This window comes from Franzmannia pantelleriensis, assembly GCF_900102875.1.
Classification (GTDB): domain Bacteria; phylum Pseudomonadota; class Gammaproteobacteria; order Pseudomonadales; family Halomonadaceae; genus Franzmannia; species Franzmannia pantelleriensis.
This window is the reverse complement of sequence record NZ_FNGH01000002.1, coordinates 467,693-483,537: the sequence shown is the minus strand read 5'-3', so window position 1 is coordinate 483,537 and position 15,845 is coordinate 467,693. Positions and strand designations below refer to the sequence as shown.

The window sequence follows — 15,845 nt, the reverse complement described above, 5'->3', positions numbered from 1 at the left end:
CTTGAAGATGATGTTGGTTTCACAGCACCATTGCATCTCGCGGCTGGAGGTGATCCCCTTGGAGTAGGCGAACAAGATGATTTTCAGCAGGATGGCGGGGGCATAGGCAAGCCGACCCGTATCGTGGTTGCGGTATTGGGGATGGAAAACCGACAGGTCCAGCTTGTGTTCGATCAGATAGTGCACGGCGTGCTCAAAGGTGCCGGGCTGCAGCTGGTCCTGGTAGTTGATCACCACCATGGCGTTCTGATCATGGTTGTAGGGCTTGAAGCGGGGCATGCTGACCACTCCTAGGCTGTTTTCCCGATCCTACCAAAACGGCGTGGGCTGTGGGCTTTTTCTACAGCCACAACGCTTGCAGCACGCGCGCACTTGGAATGGAGCCGAAGGCGCAATGGAAAGGGCGTCGCCGTGCCTGCACTGGTTATAAGTCTTTGCCGCCTGCTCAGTTTCCATTTCTTACGCTAGGTTTGGCCCTATAAATTTGTTTATATTGTCGACAAAGCCTTCCCAGTCTTCATATAAAAAAGCCTCGAAACCAAGCTCTTGCAAAGCAACAACGTTTGACTCTTTATCATCACTCATTACAATTTCATTCGGGCTCAAGTTTAGCTCATCTGCAAGGTGATTGAAAATTTGAGCGCATGGTTTGGCAGCACCTATTTCGCAAGAAACCACAATGCTATCAAAGTGCTGATCCAGATTAAATTTTTCCTTTAGACCTTCTATTCGATCGCTAAAATTATTCGTGCAAATTGCAGTCTTAATACCTGACTCCCTCAGGTTTTCAACATATCGCCGTGTTTCTTCTCTAACATCATATCCCGAAAGCATCATGGCTATGAGTTCGCTTTGTGTCGCTTCCACATTCCATTTCTGGATTGCAAATTCCCAGAAATAACGGCTGGTGATTTCACCACGCTTTAATCTTTTCATCTCTTCGCTGTTGAGGTATATATCTTCAATTTGACGCTGTGTCAAACCATAAACTCGCCTCAAAGAAGCCGCGAAGTTATCGGTTCCACTTTCGAAGTAGACACCATCTAAATCAAATACAACAGCTTTTATACTCATGCAGCCCAAGCCTTATAACAGGTATTAGATAGCACGCTCTGATATTGAATGAATGCGCCTGCACGTTCAACAATGTTATATAGCATATCTCTTGTCATCTAACTCACTGAAATATAGGAATATTAAGTATAGCTAGGCAGCATAACACCAATCAACGTGCCTACTGCATAATACCGATGAACGTGTTGGCTGCTTTTCTGAGATGGTTGCTGGTCGCGCCCCCATCGCGACTAAAGTCGCTCCTACACGTGCTTGGGTGGAGACACAGCGGGAAGGGTATTGGCCAACGGCGCGAGCTGGATGCCAACGGCTGAGCTGCTGATTAGCGGCGGTGTTTAGCATATCCCCTACCCTCGCTGTGGCGGCTTGTATATTTTCACTGCCTTACACTGTAGTCGCTCATTCGCGACATCGCTCGCATGGGTGATAAACCTGCTGTAAACGCACCTCACACTTTCCTATGATCTAGCGGGATGGGTGTTGCGAGGGTTACGGCCAGAGATGCCGGTAACGCAGCCACCACGCCAGTGCCAGCCGGCGATTGGCGGGGTTCGTGTCTTCACTCAGCACCGTGCCGAGGCGCAGGAAGTCGCCGCCTGTCTCGGTTTGCAAGGTGGGGTCTTGGGAGGCCAACATCATGGCGTAGAGCGCAAGCATTAGCTCGTAGCCATCATCACTATCGAGCCGCTCGACCAGCGCCGGGATGGCCGGCTTGCCTATTTCGCCGAGGGCTTCGGCGGCGGTGTACCAGGGCCGAGGATTGTCGGCATCGCCGTAGGTCTCTACGTAATCGCGATCCGGCAGCTTTGCGACGTAGTAGGCCACTGCCGCGGCCTGCTCGGTGGGCGGCTCATCCTTAGCCGATACCGGTCGTGGCTCAGTATTGGCGCAGCCTGCCACCAGCCACGCCATCATCACAATGCAGATGCCCTTCGTTACGGGCGACATAAACGGTACTCGGTCATTATCCACTCGATAGCGGCATCTAGGGTCTCGAATATGCCTGCGGCATGGGCGAAGTCATAACAATAGTGTCCGCACGACACCATGATACGCCAGCCCTGCGCGATAGATGCCGTTCATGGATGTGGCGGTGCCATCGCGCGATCACCGCGTCACCCGCCACTGCACGATGGGGTAGCTGGCTTTCCAGCCCCGCCGGCCGCCGAGGGGCACGGCGGCGGCCAGCTCGAGGCGCAGCAGCTCGCCGCCGGCCTGATGCTGCCATTGGGCCAGCAGCGCTTCGGACTCCAGGGTCACCGCATTGGCCACTAGGCGAGCGCCGGCAGGCAGGCGCTGCCACAGCGTCTCCAACAGGGGTTGCGATAGCCCACCGCCGATAAAGACCGCATCGGGAGGCTGGCCACTCAGCGCCGGTTCATGGAGTACGTCGGGGGCGCTGCCTTCTACGACCTCGAGCCAGTCGACGCCGAGGTTGTCGGCATTGCGGCGCGCCCGGGCCGCGCGCTCAGCGTCACGCTCGACGGCCACGGCACGGTTGTCAGGGTGGGCCAGCAGCCACTCTATGGCCACGGAGCCCGAGCCGGTACCGATATCCCACAGCCGCTCCCCCGCCCTCGGGGCCAGGGCCGCCAGGGTGATGGCGCGTACCACTTGCTTGGTAATCTGGCCATCGTGTTCGAACAGCGCATCCGGCAGGCCGGGGGTCAGCGGCAGGGCCGGGCCGTCACCGGCCACGTCCAGGCCGACCGCAACCGGATGGGCAATATCCTCCGGCAGGCGGGCATCGGCTTGCACGCTACGAACCCGCTCGCGGTCTCCGCCCAGCACTTCGAGCAGATGCAAGCGGGTCTCAGCGAAGCCAAAGCGACCCAGCAGGCCCGCCAGTTCGGCCACTGCCTCACCGTCGCGCAGCAGCACCAGCAGCCGCTGGCCGCGCTGCAGGTAGGGCCGGATGCGGGTCAGCGGCTGGGCATGCAGGCCCAGGCAGGTGCACTCCTGCAGCGGCCAGCCCAGGCGGGAGGCCGCCAGGCTGAACGTGGAGGGCGCGGGTATCGCCCGCCACTCATGGTCGCTAAGCCGGCGCGCCAGGCTAGCGCCCGCGCCGAACCAGAAGGGGTCGCCGGAGACCAGCATCACCACCCGCCGTCCGCGCTCGGCCAGCAGCTGGGGGATGCCGTCGGCGAAGGGCACCGGCCACTCACGCACCTCGGCGGCCAGCGGCGGCAGCAAGCGCAGGTGGCGCCGCGCACCGAATACCAGTTCGGCGGCCTCCAGCGCCTGGCGGCTTGCCGCGGTTAGCCCTTCTGTGCCACCTTCCCCCCAGCCAAGTAGCGTCAGCCAGGGAGCGTCGTCGTCTATCATATGAACGTCCTGATTCTAGGGGGCACCAGCGAAGCCAGTGCCCTGGCGGCTGCCCTGGCCGAGCGCGGGATCCCTGCCCTGTTCAGCTATGCCGGCCGGGTGGCGATCCCCAAGACGCAGCCGCTGCCGACTCGGGTTGGCGGCTTCGGCGGCGTGGAGGGCCTGACGGCCTTTGTGGCAGATAATCGCATCACGCATCTGGTCGACGCCACCCATCCCTTCGCCGAGCAGATGAGCTGCCACGCCATCGCCGCGGCGCAGCGCAGCGGCATCCCTTGCCTCGCCCTGACTCGCCCGCCCTGGCAACCCCAGGCCGGCGACCGCTGGCAGCGGGTCGCCGGCGTCGAGGCGGCGGTGGAGGCGCTGTCCGGCCCAGCCGAGCGTATCCTGCTGGCCATCGGCCGCCAGCAGCTCGCCGCCTTCGCCGCCCAGCCCCAGCACCACTATCTGCTGCGGCTGGTCGATGCTCCAGCGGTTCCACCACCCCTGCCCCATCACCGGGTGATCCTCGAGCGCGGCCCCTTCACACTGGACGGCGACCTGGCACTGCTTCGGGAACATGGCATCGAGCGGGTGGTGTGCAAGAACGCCGGCGGCGCTGGCGCCATCGCCAAGCTCTCCGCGGCCCGCCGGTTGGGCCTGCCGGTGGTAATGATCGAGCGGCCGGCGCTGCCCTCGCGTCAGGAAGTCCACGCCGTCGAGGCGGTTCTCTCCTGGCTTTGTCATACATCCGCCCCTGACACCGAGCGCGGCGTATAGACCCAGGGCGCGCCCTCGGCGGTGCGTTCGATCAGCCGCGTCTGGCTGGAGCCCACCATCACCAGGGTGCGCATATCGGCCATCGCCGGCTGGGCCTGGCCAAGGGTCGTAACGCTTAGCGACTCCTGCGGGGTGGAGACGGCCCGGGCAAACATGATCAGGCGCGCTGGGCCGCAGGTCTCGCGCAACACCTCGAGCGCTCGCTCAAAGCCTTCCGGCCGCGCCCTAGAGCGGGGGTTGTAGAAGGCCATGGCGAAGTCGGCCTCGGCGGCCAGCCGCAGGCGCCGCTCGATCAGCGCCCAGGGCTTGAGGTTGTCGGAGAGGTTGATACAGCAGAAGTCATGCCCCAGCGGCGCCCCCAGCCGCGCACTGGCGGCCAGCATGGCGGAGATGCCCGGCAGCACCTGGATATCCAGCCCGCGCCATGCCGGCTCACCCGCTTCCAGCGCTTCGAACAGCGCCGCGGCCATGGCGAACACCCCGGGATCGCCGGATGAGACCACCACCACCCGATGCCCGTCGGCGGCCAGCTGCAGCGCCTGCTCGGCGCGGCGTATCTCTTCGCGGTTGTCCGAGCCGTGGCGCGTGAGCCCCGCCCGTGGGGGCACCCGCTCCACATAGGGCAGGTAGCCCACCGCATCGGTGGCCTCACTCAGGACGGCGGAGACTTCCGGGGTGATCAGCGCCTCTGCTCCCGGCCCCAGGCCGACCACCTTTAACCAACCGGCGTTGCGCTTGGCTGTCATGGCCGCCTCCCGTTGCCGTGGATCACCACGATCGAGAAATAGGGCACGCTCTCGTCGACCTCACGGAAGGGCCGTATGCGCTGCTGTGGCATGGCGGCGTACTCGATCAACCAGGCCTCGTCTTCGCGGCCGCTGCTGGCCAGCGCCCGGCGCAGCTTGTCCAGGTGGCGGCCGATCTTCATCACCACCAGGGCGTCGGTCTCGGCGATGCGCTCGCTCAGCGTCGCCTCCGGCAGGGTGCCCATCAGCACGGTGAGGATGTCGTCGCCCCAGGTCACCGGTTGCCCGGTGGCGGTCCAGGCGGCAGACATGCCGGTGATACCGGGCACCACCGCCACCGGCACCCGCCCCTGAAGGCGGGTATAGAGGTGCATGAAGGAGCCGTAGAAGAACGGGTCGCCTTCGCACAGCACCACCACATCGCGGCCCGCCTCGGCGATCTCGCACAGCTGCGCGACGCTGCGCTCATAGAAGGCCGCGAGCAGTGCATTGTAGCGGGGGTCGTCGAAGGGGATCTCGGTGGTGACCGGGTACTCCATGGGCAGCTCGATGGCATCAGACGCGAGCATGCCGTCGACGATGCGCCGGGCATGCCCGGTGCGGCCCTTCTTGCGAAAATAGGCGACGTGTGAGGCGCCGCGGATCAGCCGATCCGCGCGCACGCTCATCAGGTCCTGGCTGCCGGGTCCGAGGCCAACGCCGTGAATGGTGCCCGGTGTGCTGCGCTCGTGGGTCATTCGCTGCGATCCGCCATGGCATTGAGGGCGGCCACCGTCACCGCGCTGCCGCCGAGTCGCCCGCGCACGATGCAGCAGGGCACCTCACTGCTCTCCCATAGCGCCTGCTTGGATTCCGCGGCGCCCACGAAGCCCACCGGGCAGCCGATGATCGCCGCCGGCCGCGGGCAGGCGGGGTCTTCCAGCATGTTGAGGAGATGAAACAGCGCGGTGGGTGCGTTGCCGATCGCCACCACCGCGCCCTCCAGGTGCGGTCGCCACAGCTCCAGCGCCGCCGCCGAGCGGGTGTTGCCCAGCTCGCGGGCGAGGTCGTGGACCCGCTCGTCGTGCAGGGTGCAGATCACCGGGTTGTCTGCCGGCAGGCGCTTGCGGGTAATGCCCTCGGAGACCATGCGTGCGTCGCACAGTACCGGTGCCCCGCTCTCCAGCGCCGCCCGGGCGCGGTTCACCGCATCGCCGCGAAAGTGAATATGTGCGGCGAGCTCCACCAGCCCGGCGGCATGGATCATGCGCACGGCCACCGGCTCCTCCTCCGGCGCGAAGCGCGCCAGTTCGGCCTCGCGCCGGATAATGGAAAAGGATTCCCGGTAGATCGCCGGGCCATCCGTTTCATAGACGTGAGGCATTCGTTTTCTCCAGATACACCATCAGCGTTTTTCTTAACCGGGGGCTTTGCCGGGAACAAGCCTGCGCGAGGGCGCTGTGAACCCATCCCTGGGCGCTACTTTTGCCTTCCATGGCAAAAGACCCTCGCTCCGCCTTGTCCCCGGCGCTCATCTCGCCCTCCGCCTTGAAACCAGTTCTAGCACCTCAGATTCAGTCAGGCCGCTGGCAATCGGCGCCGCGTCGGCGCGACCGCTTGTGATCAGATCGTAGCGCCCGTTGCGCCCGGTCAGGCACAGGTCGGTCGGTTGCTGGCAGGCGCAGCCCTTGGCGCAGCCGGAGACATGCACGCTGCCCGCCACCCGGCCGCTGAGGCGCTCGGCCAGTGCCAGGGTCTCGACGCTGGCCTGTTCGCAGTGGGGGGCGCCCGGGCACGCCTGCATGACCAGGCGCGGATCGCGCTCATCGTCCAGCAGACCGGCGATTGGCGCGATGCTTACGCCTTCGCCCTCCAACAGCAAGCGCCGCCAAGGCGTGACCCTAACCGCGCTGACAGCGTCCTGTTCAACGACGGCCCGCAGCGCCGCGGCTGACGCCCGCCCGAACGGCAGGCCAACCACCCGGCCGCGGTGATGCTCACCCAGGGCCAGCCGCGCACCAGGCTCGGCGGGGGCTGCCACTGGCGGCATCCAGGCTGGCAGCGGTGCCGGGTGCCGGCGCATCCGCCCGGCCTCGCGCCCGCCGCTCTCGACGAACCAGTGCGCCAGCCGAATCAGCGCCTCGACGGCGGCGGCGGGCGAATCCACCGGGGTGCCCAACGCCCGCCCGTCGGCACGGACGAGCAAGCCCCCTTCCGCCGAACGCTCGATACGAAAATCCGCCGACACCTCACCCAGTAGCGGCGCCGGCCCGGCATCGATGGCGATACCCAGCTTGTCCGGCAGCGCCGGCAGTTCATTGAGGCGGGCCTCCAGCAGGCAGGCCGCCGCGTGGGTGGCGTCGCCCGCCCGCCAATCGGGGGCCAGCAGCCGTTGCGGGCGGCGCTCCCTCTCGCGGTCCGGGTCGGCCAGCCCCTGCTCGACGAGAACGTCCATCAGCCCCGGCCAAGTGGCGTCCGATACGCCCCGCAGCTGCAGGTTGGCGCGGCTGGTGAGTTCGATCAGGCCGCTGCCGAAGGTCTCGGCCGCGGCGCACAGCGCCAGCAACTGGCCCCGGGTGAGCCGCCCCAGCCGCGGGCGCACCCGTACCAGCAGGCCGTCGCCGGTGGCCATGGGTCGCCAGGCGCCGGGGCACCAGCCCCTGATCAGAGGGTGTTTACAAACTACTGCGCTAGGCCATGCGGCGTTGAAATCAGCCTCAAAATGCTCATTTAACACCCAGTAAACTCCGCTTTCTCGGCTGATTTCGCCTTGCCTGGACGTCGCTCGTGACATTTGTAAACACCCTCTAAGACGCGGCTCAGACCCATTGGCCGGCATGTCACGCTTGTCGGTCGTCATGGCGCTAGCTCCCGGGTTTCGTCGAACTCGAGCAGCAAGTCCTGCAGGGCCGTTCCCTGCTCGCCGGGTTCCCGCCACAGGCCGCGCTGCACGGCTTCCAGCAGCCGCTCGGCCATCTCCTCCAGCGCCGCCGGGTTGTGCTGGCGCAGGAACGCCTGGTTAGCGTCATCCAGCACCAGCGCCTCGCTCACCTGGGCATACTGGTAGTCGGCCACCAGGTCGGTGGTGGCGTCATAGGCGAACAGGTAGTCCACCGTCGCCGCCATCTCCGAGGCGCCCTTGTAGCCGTGCTCGCGCATCGCGTCTATCCACTTGGGATTGAGCACCCGCGAGCGAATCACCCGCGCCAGCTCCTCCTTGAGGGTGCGCATCCGCGGCTGCGCCGGGTTGGCGTGATCGGCGTGGTAGATGGCCGGCGCCTGCCCGGCCAGCGAGCGGCTGGCGTTGGCCATGCCGCCCTGGAATTCGTAGTAGCCGTTGGAGTCGAGGATATCGTGCTCGCGGTTGTCCTGGTTGTGCATCACCGCGTCCAGGCCTTCGAGCTGGCGTTCGAAGGCGCCCCGGGCAGCGGTGCCGGACGCCGGAAACTGGCCGTAGGCGTAGGCGCCAGCCGCCAGGTAGGCCTCGGCCAGGTCGTCGGCGCTCTCCCAGGCGCGGCTGTCGATCATGCGGTTCAGGCCGGCGCCGTACTCGCCGGGCTTGCTGCCGAAGATCCGGTAGCCGGCCTCGCGAGCGGCGGCATCCGCGGCGAGGCCCTGGCCTTCGAGCTCCCGCTGGCGGGCCTGCACCGAGGTACGAATGGTATTGGCGTCCCCCGGCTCGGCGTATTCGGCCACCGCCTGCACCGCGCGGTCGAACAGGCGGATGACATTGGGGAAGGCGTCGCGGAAGAAGCCGGAGACGCGCAGGGTGACGTCGACCCGCGGCCGCCCCAACAGCATGGCGGGAATCACCTCGATATCGATCACCCGCTGCGAGCCCAGCGACCAGCGCGGCCGCACGCCCATCAGGGCGAAGGCCTGGGCGATGTCGTCGCCGCCGGTACGCATGGTGGCGGTGCCCCAGATCGACAGCCCCAGCCGCCGCGGGTAGTCGCCGTGATCCTGCAGGTAGCGCTCGATGAACGCCTGGGCCGACGCCTCGCCCAGCGTCCAGGCCGCGGGAGACGGAATCGCCCGGTTGTCGACGCTGAAGAAGTTGCGCCCGGTGGGCAGCACATCCAGGCGGCCGCGGCTGGGCGCGCCGCTCGGCCCGGGCGGTACGAAGCGACCCGCGAGGCCGTCGAGCAGCGACTGGATCTCCATGGCGGCGCCCTGCTGCATGTCGCGCCACAGTCGCTCGCGGCCAAACTGGCACTGCTCGGCGGTGGCCGGATAGTCCCGGGCCAGGGTGGTCAGGCAGCCCTCCTCCAGGATATGTGTCTCCACCAGCCGCTGGGCGAGCAGCTCGAGGCGCTCGCGGGTGTCGGCGGTGGTACGCCAGGGGGAAGCATCCAGCTCGGCCAGGGCCTGGGGCCGCGGTCCGTGCCACGGTGCGACCTCGGCCATCAGCGGATCGAAGTCGCCGTGCGCACCGCGCAGCCCGAGATCGTCCGCCAGGTTGTGCAGCAGGCCGCGTTGATCCGGCTTTTCGCCCCTCGGCAGACGCAGGATGGCGACCAGGGTCGCGGCCAGCTTGTCCCGCGGCGGCAGGCTGCCCAGCACGTGCAGGCCGTGGCGAATCTGCGCCTCCTTGATATCGCACAGGAAGGTGTCGAGCTCATTGAGCAGGCGCTCGTCAGCGCTGCCCTGCTCGGCGTCGCTGCCCTTGCCGCTCTGCGCCAGCTCGCGGTCGATGCCGGTGTCGCGCAGGTGGCCAATGATCCGTTCGCGCAGCAGTGACTCGCGCCGCGGGTCCATGCCCAGCGCTTGATAGTACTCGTCGGTCAGCGCTTCCAGCTCGGCCATGGCGCCGTAGAGCTCGGCGCGGGCCAGCGGCGGCATCAGGTGATCGATGATCACCGCCTGGCTACGCCGCTTGGCCTGGGCCCCTTCGCCGGGGTCGTTGACGATGAAGGGATAGAAATGCGGCAGCGGCCCCAGGGCGATCTCCGGCCAGCACTCGGCGGAGAGCGCGGTGCTCTTGCCCGGCAGCCACTCGAGATTGCCGTGCTTGCCGACGTGGATCACGGCATCCACCCGGTAGTGCTCGCGCAGCCAGAGGTAGAACGCCAGGTAGCTGTGGGGCGGCACCAGGGCGGTGTCGTGGTAGCTCTGGGTGAGGTCGTCGACCTGCCCCTCTTCGACCAGGGCGCGCTCCGGCTGAATGCCGACGAAGGTCTCGCCGAGGCGGATCCCGGCGATCATCAGCCGGCCCTGGCGGCACTTGGGGTCCTGCTCGGGCGCCCCCCAGCGCGTCCACACCGCTTGTTGAAGCGGCGCCGGCAGGGTCCGAAACCAGGCCAGGTAGTCGTCGACGGCGATGCTCTGCCAGCAGCCACGCTGCGTCAGGCCCCGTCGCTCGTTGGTCACGCTCTGCTGCAGCTGGCGGATCAGCGCGTCGCCATCCTCCGGCAGCTGATCCACCGGGTAGCCCGCCGCGGCTAGCGCGCGCAGGATCGCCAGCGTCGAGGCCGGCGTATCCAGGCCGACGCCGTTGCCGATGCGACCGTCGCGATTGGGGTAGTTGGCCAGCACCAGCGCCAGGCGCTTGTCGGCGTTGGCGGTCAGGCGCAGATCGCAGTAGCGCCGCGCCAGCTCCGCGACGAAGGCGGCGCGCTCGGGATGCAGGGCGTGGCGGATCACCGCCAGTTGGCAGCGCTCGCTATAGTGAGCCTCGCTCTTGAAGCCCACCGCCCGGGACATGATGCGCCCATCCATCTCCGGCAGTACCACCTGCATCGCCACGTCGCGGCTGGGTAGGCCGCCGGGCATCGCCTGCCAGTCCTCGGCGGTGCAGCTGGCCAGGATCGCCTGCAGGATCACCGGCTGCCCGACGAACAGCCCTTCGCATCGCCCGTGGGAGACCTCGTCGCCCAGGTGCTCCTGCTCATCCGGGTTGCGGTTGACCGAGAAACTGGTGGTATTGATCACCAGCATGGCCCCGGTCTGCTCGATCAGGTGATTGACAAAGGCCACGCAGGCCTCGTCCTTGAGCGACGCTACCGCCACCGCCAGCGGCGCCAGCCCCTGGTCGCGCAGCGCCTCGATCATGCCGTCCAGCACCGCGGTGTTGGCGCCCTGAAGGTGGCTGCGGTAGAAGAGCAGCAGGCAAGCCGGGCGCTCACAAACTACTGCGCCAGTCGCTCGTGACGTTTGTACCCTATCTCTCCGGGTCGCCTCCTGTTGCCCGGCGCTGCGCGGGTCGTAGAGCAGCGCCGCGGGCAGCGCCTTGGGCGCCTGCCAGGCCAGGTCCAGCCCCAGGCATTCGCTGCCGACGCAGCGCAGCAGCTGCTCGGCATTGTCCACGCCGCCCTCACGCAGGTAGCGCCACACCCGGTGGGCCAGGGCAACGGGGACGCTCGAGGCCTCCAGCAGGTCGTCGTCCGGGGCATCGCAGCCCGGCACCAGGATCAGCTGGCGCCGCTGGTCGGCGGCGGCCCAGGCCAGCAGGCGCTCGAAACCGTAGCGCCAGTAGGCGCTGCCGCCCAGCAGCGAGACGATCACCAGGCGCGCCTGGTCCAGTACGCGGTCCTCGTAGAGGTCGTAGGCGGCGGGCTTGACCAGGTTCATCCAGTTGGCCAGCCGCAGCGTGGGATAGCCGCCGGCTGCGCTCGCGTCCAGCCGCTCGACCGCCTGGGCCAGCGCCGACAGGCTGCTGTCGGCGGCGGACAGGATGACGATCTCGCCGGGGCTCTGCTGCAGGTCGACGATGCCCTCATCGTCGACGAAGCCCCCCGGCTTGGCGGCGAACAGGTGCATCAGCGCGCCGTGGCGATCTCGGCGTCTGCCAGGGCGGCATGCAGGGCCGCGCTATCCAGCCCCTTGCCGATGATGACCAGCTGGGTCTGGCGCGCTTCGCCGGCTCGCCACAGGCGGTCGAAGTAGCCCTCCTGACGCTCCCCCACGGCCTGGATCACCCGCCGCATGGGCTTGCCCGGCAGCGCCGCGAAGCCCTTGGCGCGGTAGATCTCATGGCGCTGCAGCAGCGCCTGGAGCCGCGCGGTCAGGGCCTCGCCATCCACCTCACCGAGACGGATCACGCAGGAGTCGAAGTTGTCGTGGGCGTGGTCGTGGTGCGCGCCCTCGGCATGGTGGCGATCGTGGTGGTTGTCGATGGCGTCGATATGCGCCTCGCTGGCCGCCCCTATACCCATCAGGGCCTCCAGCTGGGCCTTGTCGCTGGCCAGGCTCTGGTCGATGAAGAGCGTCTTGACCGACGCCGGAACCCGCGCCCGCACCAGCGTCTCCACCCGCTCGCGGTCGCCCGGCGCGAGCAGGTCGGTCTTGGTGACCAGCACCAGGTCGGCGGCGCTCAGCTGGTCGTCGAGCAGTTCGCGCAGGCTGGGGTCGTGGTCGAGGGAGTCGTCGGCACGGCGCTGGGCCTCCACCTTGTCGATGTCGCTGGCGTAGCGGCCGGCGGCCACCGCCGGGCCGTCGACCACGGTGATGATGGCATCCACGGTGCAGTGCTGACGCACCTCCGGCCAGTTGAACGCCTGGACCAGCGGCTTGGGCAGCGCCAGGCCGCTGGTCTCGATGAGGATATGGTCGATATCGTCGCGGCGAGCCACCAGCTGTTTCATCACCGGCAGGAACTCTTCCTCCACGGTGCAGCAGATGCAGCCGTTGGCCAGCTCATAGATGCCGTCTTCGACCTCCACGGGGGTGTCGTCGCCGTCGTCACAGTCGAGGGCACAGCCGCGCAGCAGGCTGGAGTCGATATCCTGCTCACCGAACTCGTTGATGATCACGGCGATGCGCTTGCGGGTCACCTGGCGCAGCATGCCTGCCAGCAGCGTGGTCTTGCCGCTGCCCAGAAAGCCGGTCACCACCGTGGCGGGGATCTTGTTCAGGTTCATCCGTGGGTGTCCTCCAGGGAACGGGTATGAGTCGCGTTGCAAGGCGTGCCAGCCGGCGCAAACAGCCGGGCCACCGCGGCGGGATTGTCGGGGAAGAACAGATGCAGATAGGTCGCCGTCAAGCCGCCCTGGCGATAGATCGCCTCGCCCGGGGCGGGATGGCGCTGACGCCGCCCGTGGGCGATCGGCGCCGGGGTATCGGTGGCCAGCGAGCGGTGATGGGCGTGGGCGCGAACCGGTCCCTCCGGCAGCTCGGCGGTCTGCATGCCCTGGCAGCCACGCCGCCCGCGCATGGCACCGTGGCCGGGCAGCAGGCCGAGCATGGCGTAGGTCCGCTCGTCGCCATCGGTGAGGGTCTCGAGGCAGTAGAGCAGGCCGCCACACTCGGCGAGGATCGGCTTGCCGCTGGCGAAGAAGGCCTGGATATCGTCACGCAGCGGAGCATTCGCTGCCAGCTGCGCGGCGTGAAGCTCCGGGTAGCCACCGGGCAGCCACAGCGCATCGCAGCACGGCAGCTGGGTATCGCTCAGCGGCGAGAAGAAGCGCAGCGTCGCCCCCATTTCCGCCAGCAGGTCGAGGTTGGCCTGGTAGATAAAGCTGAAGGCGGCGTCCCGGGCCACGCCGATGGTCTGCCCCTGGAGCGCGGCCGGTATCGCCACGGCGGTACCCGGCACCGCGGCGAAGCTGACCGGCGGCAGCGACAGCAGCGCCTCCGCCAGCCCCTCGGCGTCGAGCGCGGCGGCGCCGGCCTCGAAGCGGGCCTCGAGCTCGTCGCGGATCTCCGCCGCCTGGACCAGCCCCAGATGACGTTCCGGCAGCGCCAGGGCGGGATCCCGCGCCACTGCGGCCAGCAGCGGAATCTCGGCAGGCAACGCCCCCTCGATCAACTCCCGGTGGCGCGCCGAGGCGCAGGCGTTGGCGATCAGGCCGGCGATGCGGATATCCGCGCGGAAGCCCGCCAGGCCGGCCACCAGCGCCGCCGCGGTCTGGGCCATCCCCTTGACGTCCATGACGACGACCAGCGGCAGATCGAACAGCGCCGCCAGGTCGGCACTCGAGGGTTCGCCATCGAACAGCCCCATGGCGCCCTCCACCAGGATCAGGTCGGCCTGCTGGGCGGCCTCGAACAGGCGCTGGCGGCAGTAGGCCTCGCCGGCCATCCACAGATCGAGCTGATCCACCGGCTGGCCCGAGGCCTGGGCCAGGATCTGCGGGTCCAGGTAATCGGGGCCGGTCTTGAACACCCGCACCACCTTGCCCCGCTTGCGCAGCAGCCGGGCCAGCGCCGCGGTCACCGTGGTCTTGCCCTGCCCGGAGGACGGGGCGGCGATAAACAGCGCGGGACAGGCGGCATGCGCCGCCGTAGTGGGCGTACTCATCGGCGTGGGCCTCCGGCCGCTGGCAAGGTCAGGTAGCGGGCGCCCAGCTGGCGGGCGATCTGCGCGCCCCGGCCGCGCTTGACCGCCGCCTGTTCGGTATCCACCACCAGGCACTCCCCAAGCGACGGCAGGCCGGCCAGGGGCTGGCGAGTGCGGCCGTCGGTGATCAGATAGGTGCACACCTGCAGGCCCGACTGCTGCTGCCGCCACTGGCGGATCAGCCGCACCGCGCGCAGGAGCGCTTGGCGTATCGGCGTGCCGCCGCCGCCGCCCACCGCATCGAGCCGTGCGAGCAGCGCCTTGGGAGCTCTGCGACGCGGCAGGATCGGGGTGACGCCGTCGCTGCCAAAGCCCAGCACCGCCAGTTGCTCGCGGGCGGCATAGGCCTGGCGGGCGACCCGCTCGACCACGCCCTTGGCGCGCCCCAGCCGCTGCTCGCCGAGGGTCGAGGCGGAGGTATCGAGCAGCACCAGGTGCAGTACCGGCTGACCGCTGCGCGCCTTGGCATAGCGCAGCTGCCGCCAAGGCCAGTGGCCGCGGTTGGCGGCCAGGGTGGCAAACCAGTCCGGGCGTGGCGCGTCGCGGTGCCCGCGACGCTGGCCCGGCTGCTGCCCGCGGCGCCTGGCCGAGGTGGCGTGGGACCTTGAAGCCAGCCTGGGCGCCTGGGCGTCGGGCGCCGGCAGCGTCATAGACGGCACGCTAACGCTGGGCTGGGCCACGGGCGGCATGGCGCCCCACTGCCCCTGAGCCTGCGGGGGCTGACCGGCACCAGGTGACTGGCCGGCAGCACTGCCCGAGCCAGCGGCGGGTGGCGGCGCGCCTGCCGCCGCCGGTGGCGGGGGGGGCTCCGCCTGCTGGGTGCGGCGATGGGCCAGCACCCAGGGCGCGACGACATCCAGATCCTGCTGCGCCACGCGAGTCGCGCCGCGCCAGGCGGCGTGGGCCTGGGCCGCACGATGCCAGGTCACATCGGCCCGCAGCCCCTCGACACCGGCCTGCTGGCAGCCCTGGGCGATATGCTCGTAAACCCACTCGTCGCTGACGATCTCCCGCAGCGCCGACTGGGCGCGCCGGATACGCTGGGTCAGCGCGGCCTGAGCCTCGGCGTGGTGTGCCAGATAGCCTTGGGGGTCGCGATCGAAGGCCTCGCGCTGCTGCACGATGGCGACCCGCTCCTGCACGCTCAGCGCCGCCTGCTGCTCGAGGCACAGGCCGAAGCGGTCGAGTAGCTGCGGGCGCAGCTCGCCCTCGTCGGGGTTCATGGTGCCGATCAGGCTGAAACGGGCGGGATGGGCGTGGCTGATGCCGTCGCGCTCGACGACATTGGTGCCGCTGGCAGACACGTCGAGCAGCAGGTCGACCAGCGGATCCGGCAGCAGGTTGACCTCGTCGACGTAGAGCACGCCGCCGTGCGCCTTGGCCAGCAGCCCCGGCTGAAAGGTCGCCTCGCGCTCGGTGAGTACCCGCTGCAGGTCCAGGCTGCCGGTCAGGCGCTCTTCGCTGGCACCCAGCGGCAGGGTAACGAACGGCGGCCGCTGCCCCTCGGCGGTGGCGGGCAGCAGCGCCGCCAGCGCCCGCGCCAGGGTCGACTTGGCGCTGCCCCGCGGCCCGCTGATCAGCACGCCCCCGATACGCGGATCGATGGCGTTGAGCAGCAAGGCGGTCTTGAGGGCCTGCTGGCCGACAACCGCGACGAAGGGAAAGTCACTCACAGCGGTGCTCGC

13 protein-coding genes are annotated in these 15,845 nt (G+C 68.0%); 1 reads left to right on the top strand and 12 read right to left on the bottom strand.

The annotated features are described in order from the left end of the window. The 4 genes from BLT16_RS04250 to cbiE form a co-directional block, all read right to left on the bottom strand. A partial coding sequence (locus BLT16_RS04250) for a transposase (protein ID WP_143025035.1) occupies positions 1–279 on the bottom strand: 279 nt, incomplete at its 3' end. Between the two features lie 180 nt (positions 280–459). After that, entirely contained in the window at positions 460–1,074 is a 615-nt protein-coding gene (locus BLT16_RS04245) for an HAD family hydrolase (RefSeq protein ID WP_089657268.1), read from the bottom strand. A gap of 489 nt (positions 1,075–1,563) precedes the next feature. Further along, on the bottom strand, positions 1,564–2,022 hold the full coding sequence (locus tag BLT16_RS04240; protein ID WP_089657267.1) for a HEAT repeat domain-containing protein: 459 nt from the start codon (positions 2,020–2,022) through the stop codon (positions 1,564–1,566). Positions 2,023–2,181: 159 nt separating this feature from the next. After that, positions 2,182–3,399, bottom strand: coding sequence for a precorrin-6y C5,15-methyltransferase (decarboxylating) subunit CbiE (cbiE, locus tag BLT16_RS04235; protein ID WP_089657266.1), 1,218 nt, complete (start codon positions 3,397–3,399; stop codon positions 2,182–2,184). On the opposite strand from cbiE, the gene BLT16_RS04230 reads away from it, so the two are divergent. Then, positions 3,400–4,158: a cobalt-precorrin-6A reductase gene (locus BLT16_RS04230; RefSeq protein ID WP_089657265.1), complete on the top strand. Its 759-nt coding sequence runs from the start codon at positions 3,400–3,402 to the stop codon at positions 4,156–4,158. Here the strand turns inward: BLT16_RS04230 and cobJ are convergent. The 8 genes from cobJ to BLT16_RS04190 form a co-directional block, all read right to left on the bottom strand. Next, entirely contained in the window at positions 4,122–4,904 is a 783-nt protein-coding gene (gene cobJ, locus BLT16_RS04225) for a precorrin-3B C(17)-methyltransferase (RefSeq protein ID WP_089657264.1), read from the bottom strand. The two genes, BLT16_RS04230 and cobJ, sit on opposite strands and share 37 nt — an antisense overlap. Further along, positions 4,901–5,641: a precorrin-2 C(20)-methyltransferase gene (locus BLT16_RS04220; RefSeq protein ID WP_089657263.1), complete on the bottom strand. Its 741-nt coding sequence runs from the start codon at positions 5,639–5,641 to the stop codon at positions 4,901–4,903. The genes cobJ and BLT16_RS04220 overlap by 4 nt, the downstream gene beginning before the upstream one ends. Then, positions 5,638–6,267: a precorrin-8X methylmutase gene (locus tag BLT16_RS04215; RefSeq protein WP_089657262.1), complete on the bottom strand. Its 630-nt coding sequence runs from the start codon at positions 6,265–6,267 to the stop codon at positions 5,638–5,640. The genes BLT16_RS04220 and BLT16_RS04215 overlap by 4 nt, the downstream gene beginning before the upstream one ends. A 147-nt stretch (positions 6,268–6,414) precedes the next feature. Beyond that, positions 6,415–7,515: a cobalamin biosynthesis protein CobG gene (locus BLT16_RS04210; RefSeq protein WP_245701436.1), complete on the bottom strand. Its 1,101-nt coding sequence runs from the start codon at positions 7,513–7,515 to the stop codon at positions 6,415–6,417. A gap of 224 nt (positions 7,516–7,739) precedes the next feature. Beyond that, positions 7,740–11,642, bottom strand: a complete 3,903-nt coding sequence (gene cobN, locus BLT16_RS04205) for a cobaltochelatase subunit CobN (protein ID WP_089657260.1) — start codon at positions 11,640–11,642, stop codon at positions 7,740–7,742. Beyond that, entirely contained in the window at positions 11,642–12,742 is a 1,101-nt protein-coding gene (gene cobW, locus BLT16_RS04200) for a cobalamin biosynthesis protein CobW (RefSeq protein WP_089657259.1), read from the bottom strand. Before cobW ends, cobN begins: the two co-directional genes overlap by 1 nt. Next, positions 12,739–14,121, bottom strand: a complete 1,383-nt coding sequence (locus BLT16_RS04195) for a cobyrinic acid a,c-diamide synthase CobB (protein ID WP_089657258.1) — start codon at positions 14,119–14,121, stop codon at positions 12,739–12,741. Before BLT16_RS04195 ends, cobW begins: the two co-directional genes overlap by 4 nt. Next, entirely contained in the window at positions 14,118–15,833 is a 1,716-nt protein-coding gene (locus BLT16_RS04190) for an ATP-binding protein (RefSeq protein ID WP_245701434.1), read from the bottom strand. The genes BLT16_RS04195 and BLT16_RS04190 overlap by 4 nt, the downstream gene beginning before the upstream one ends. Positions 15,834–15,845 lie beyond the last annotated feature (12 nt).

Bases quoted from the DNA above. Each gene is read 5' to 3' on its own strand.
- BLT16_RS04245 (WP_089657268.1), bottom strand. From the start codon at position 1,074: ATGAGTATAAAAGCTGTTGTATTTGATTTAGATGGTGTCTACTTCGAA.
- BLT16_RS04240 (WP_089657267.1), bottom strand. From the start codon at position 2,022: ATGTCGCCCGTAACGAAGGGCATCTGCATTGTGATGATGGCGTGGCTG.
- cbiE (WP_089657266.1), bottom strand. From the start codon at position 3,399: ATGATAGACGACGACGCTCCCTGGCTGACGCTACTTGGCTGGGGGGAA.
- BLT16_RS04230 (WP_089657265.1), top strand. From the start codon at position 3,400: ATGAACGTCCTGATTCTAGGGGGCACCAGCGAAGCCAGTGCCCTGGCG.
- cobJ (WP_089657264.1), bottom strand. From the start codon at position 4,904: ATGACAGCCAAGCGCAACGCCGGTTGGTTAAAGGTGGTCGGCCTGGGG.
- BLT16_RS04220 (WP_089657263.1), bottom strand. From the start codon at position 5,641: ATGACCCACGAGCGCAGCACACCGGGCACCATTCACGGCGTTGGCCTC.
- BLT16_RS04215 (WP_089657262.1), bottom strand. From the start codon at position 6,267: ATGCCTCACGTCTATGAAACGGATGGCCCGGCGATCTACCGGGAATCC.
- BLT16_RS04210 (WP_245701436.1), bottom strand. From the start codon at position 7,515: ATGGCCACCGGCGACGGCCTGCTGGTACGGGTGCGCCCGCGGCTGGGG.
- cobN (WP_089657260.1), bottom strand. From the start codon at position 11,642: ATGCACCTGTTCGCCGCCAAGCCGGGGGGCTTCGTCGACGATGAGGGC.
- cobW (WP_089657259.1), bottom strand. From the start codon at position 12,742: ATGAACCTGAACAAGATCCCCGCCACGGTGGTGACCGGCTTTCTGGGC.
- BLT16_RS04195 (WP_089657258.1), bottom strand. From the start codon at position 14,121: ATGAGTACGCCCACTACGGCGGCGCATGCCGCCTGTCCCGCGCTGTTT.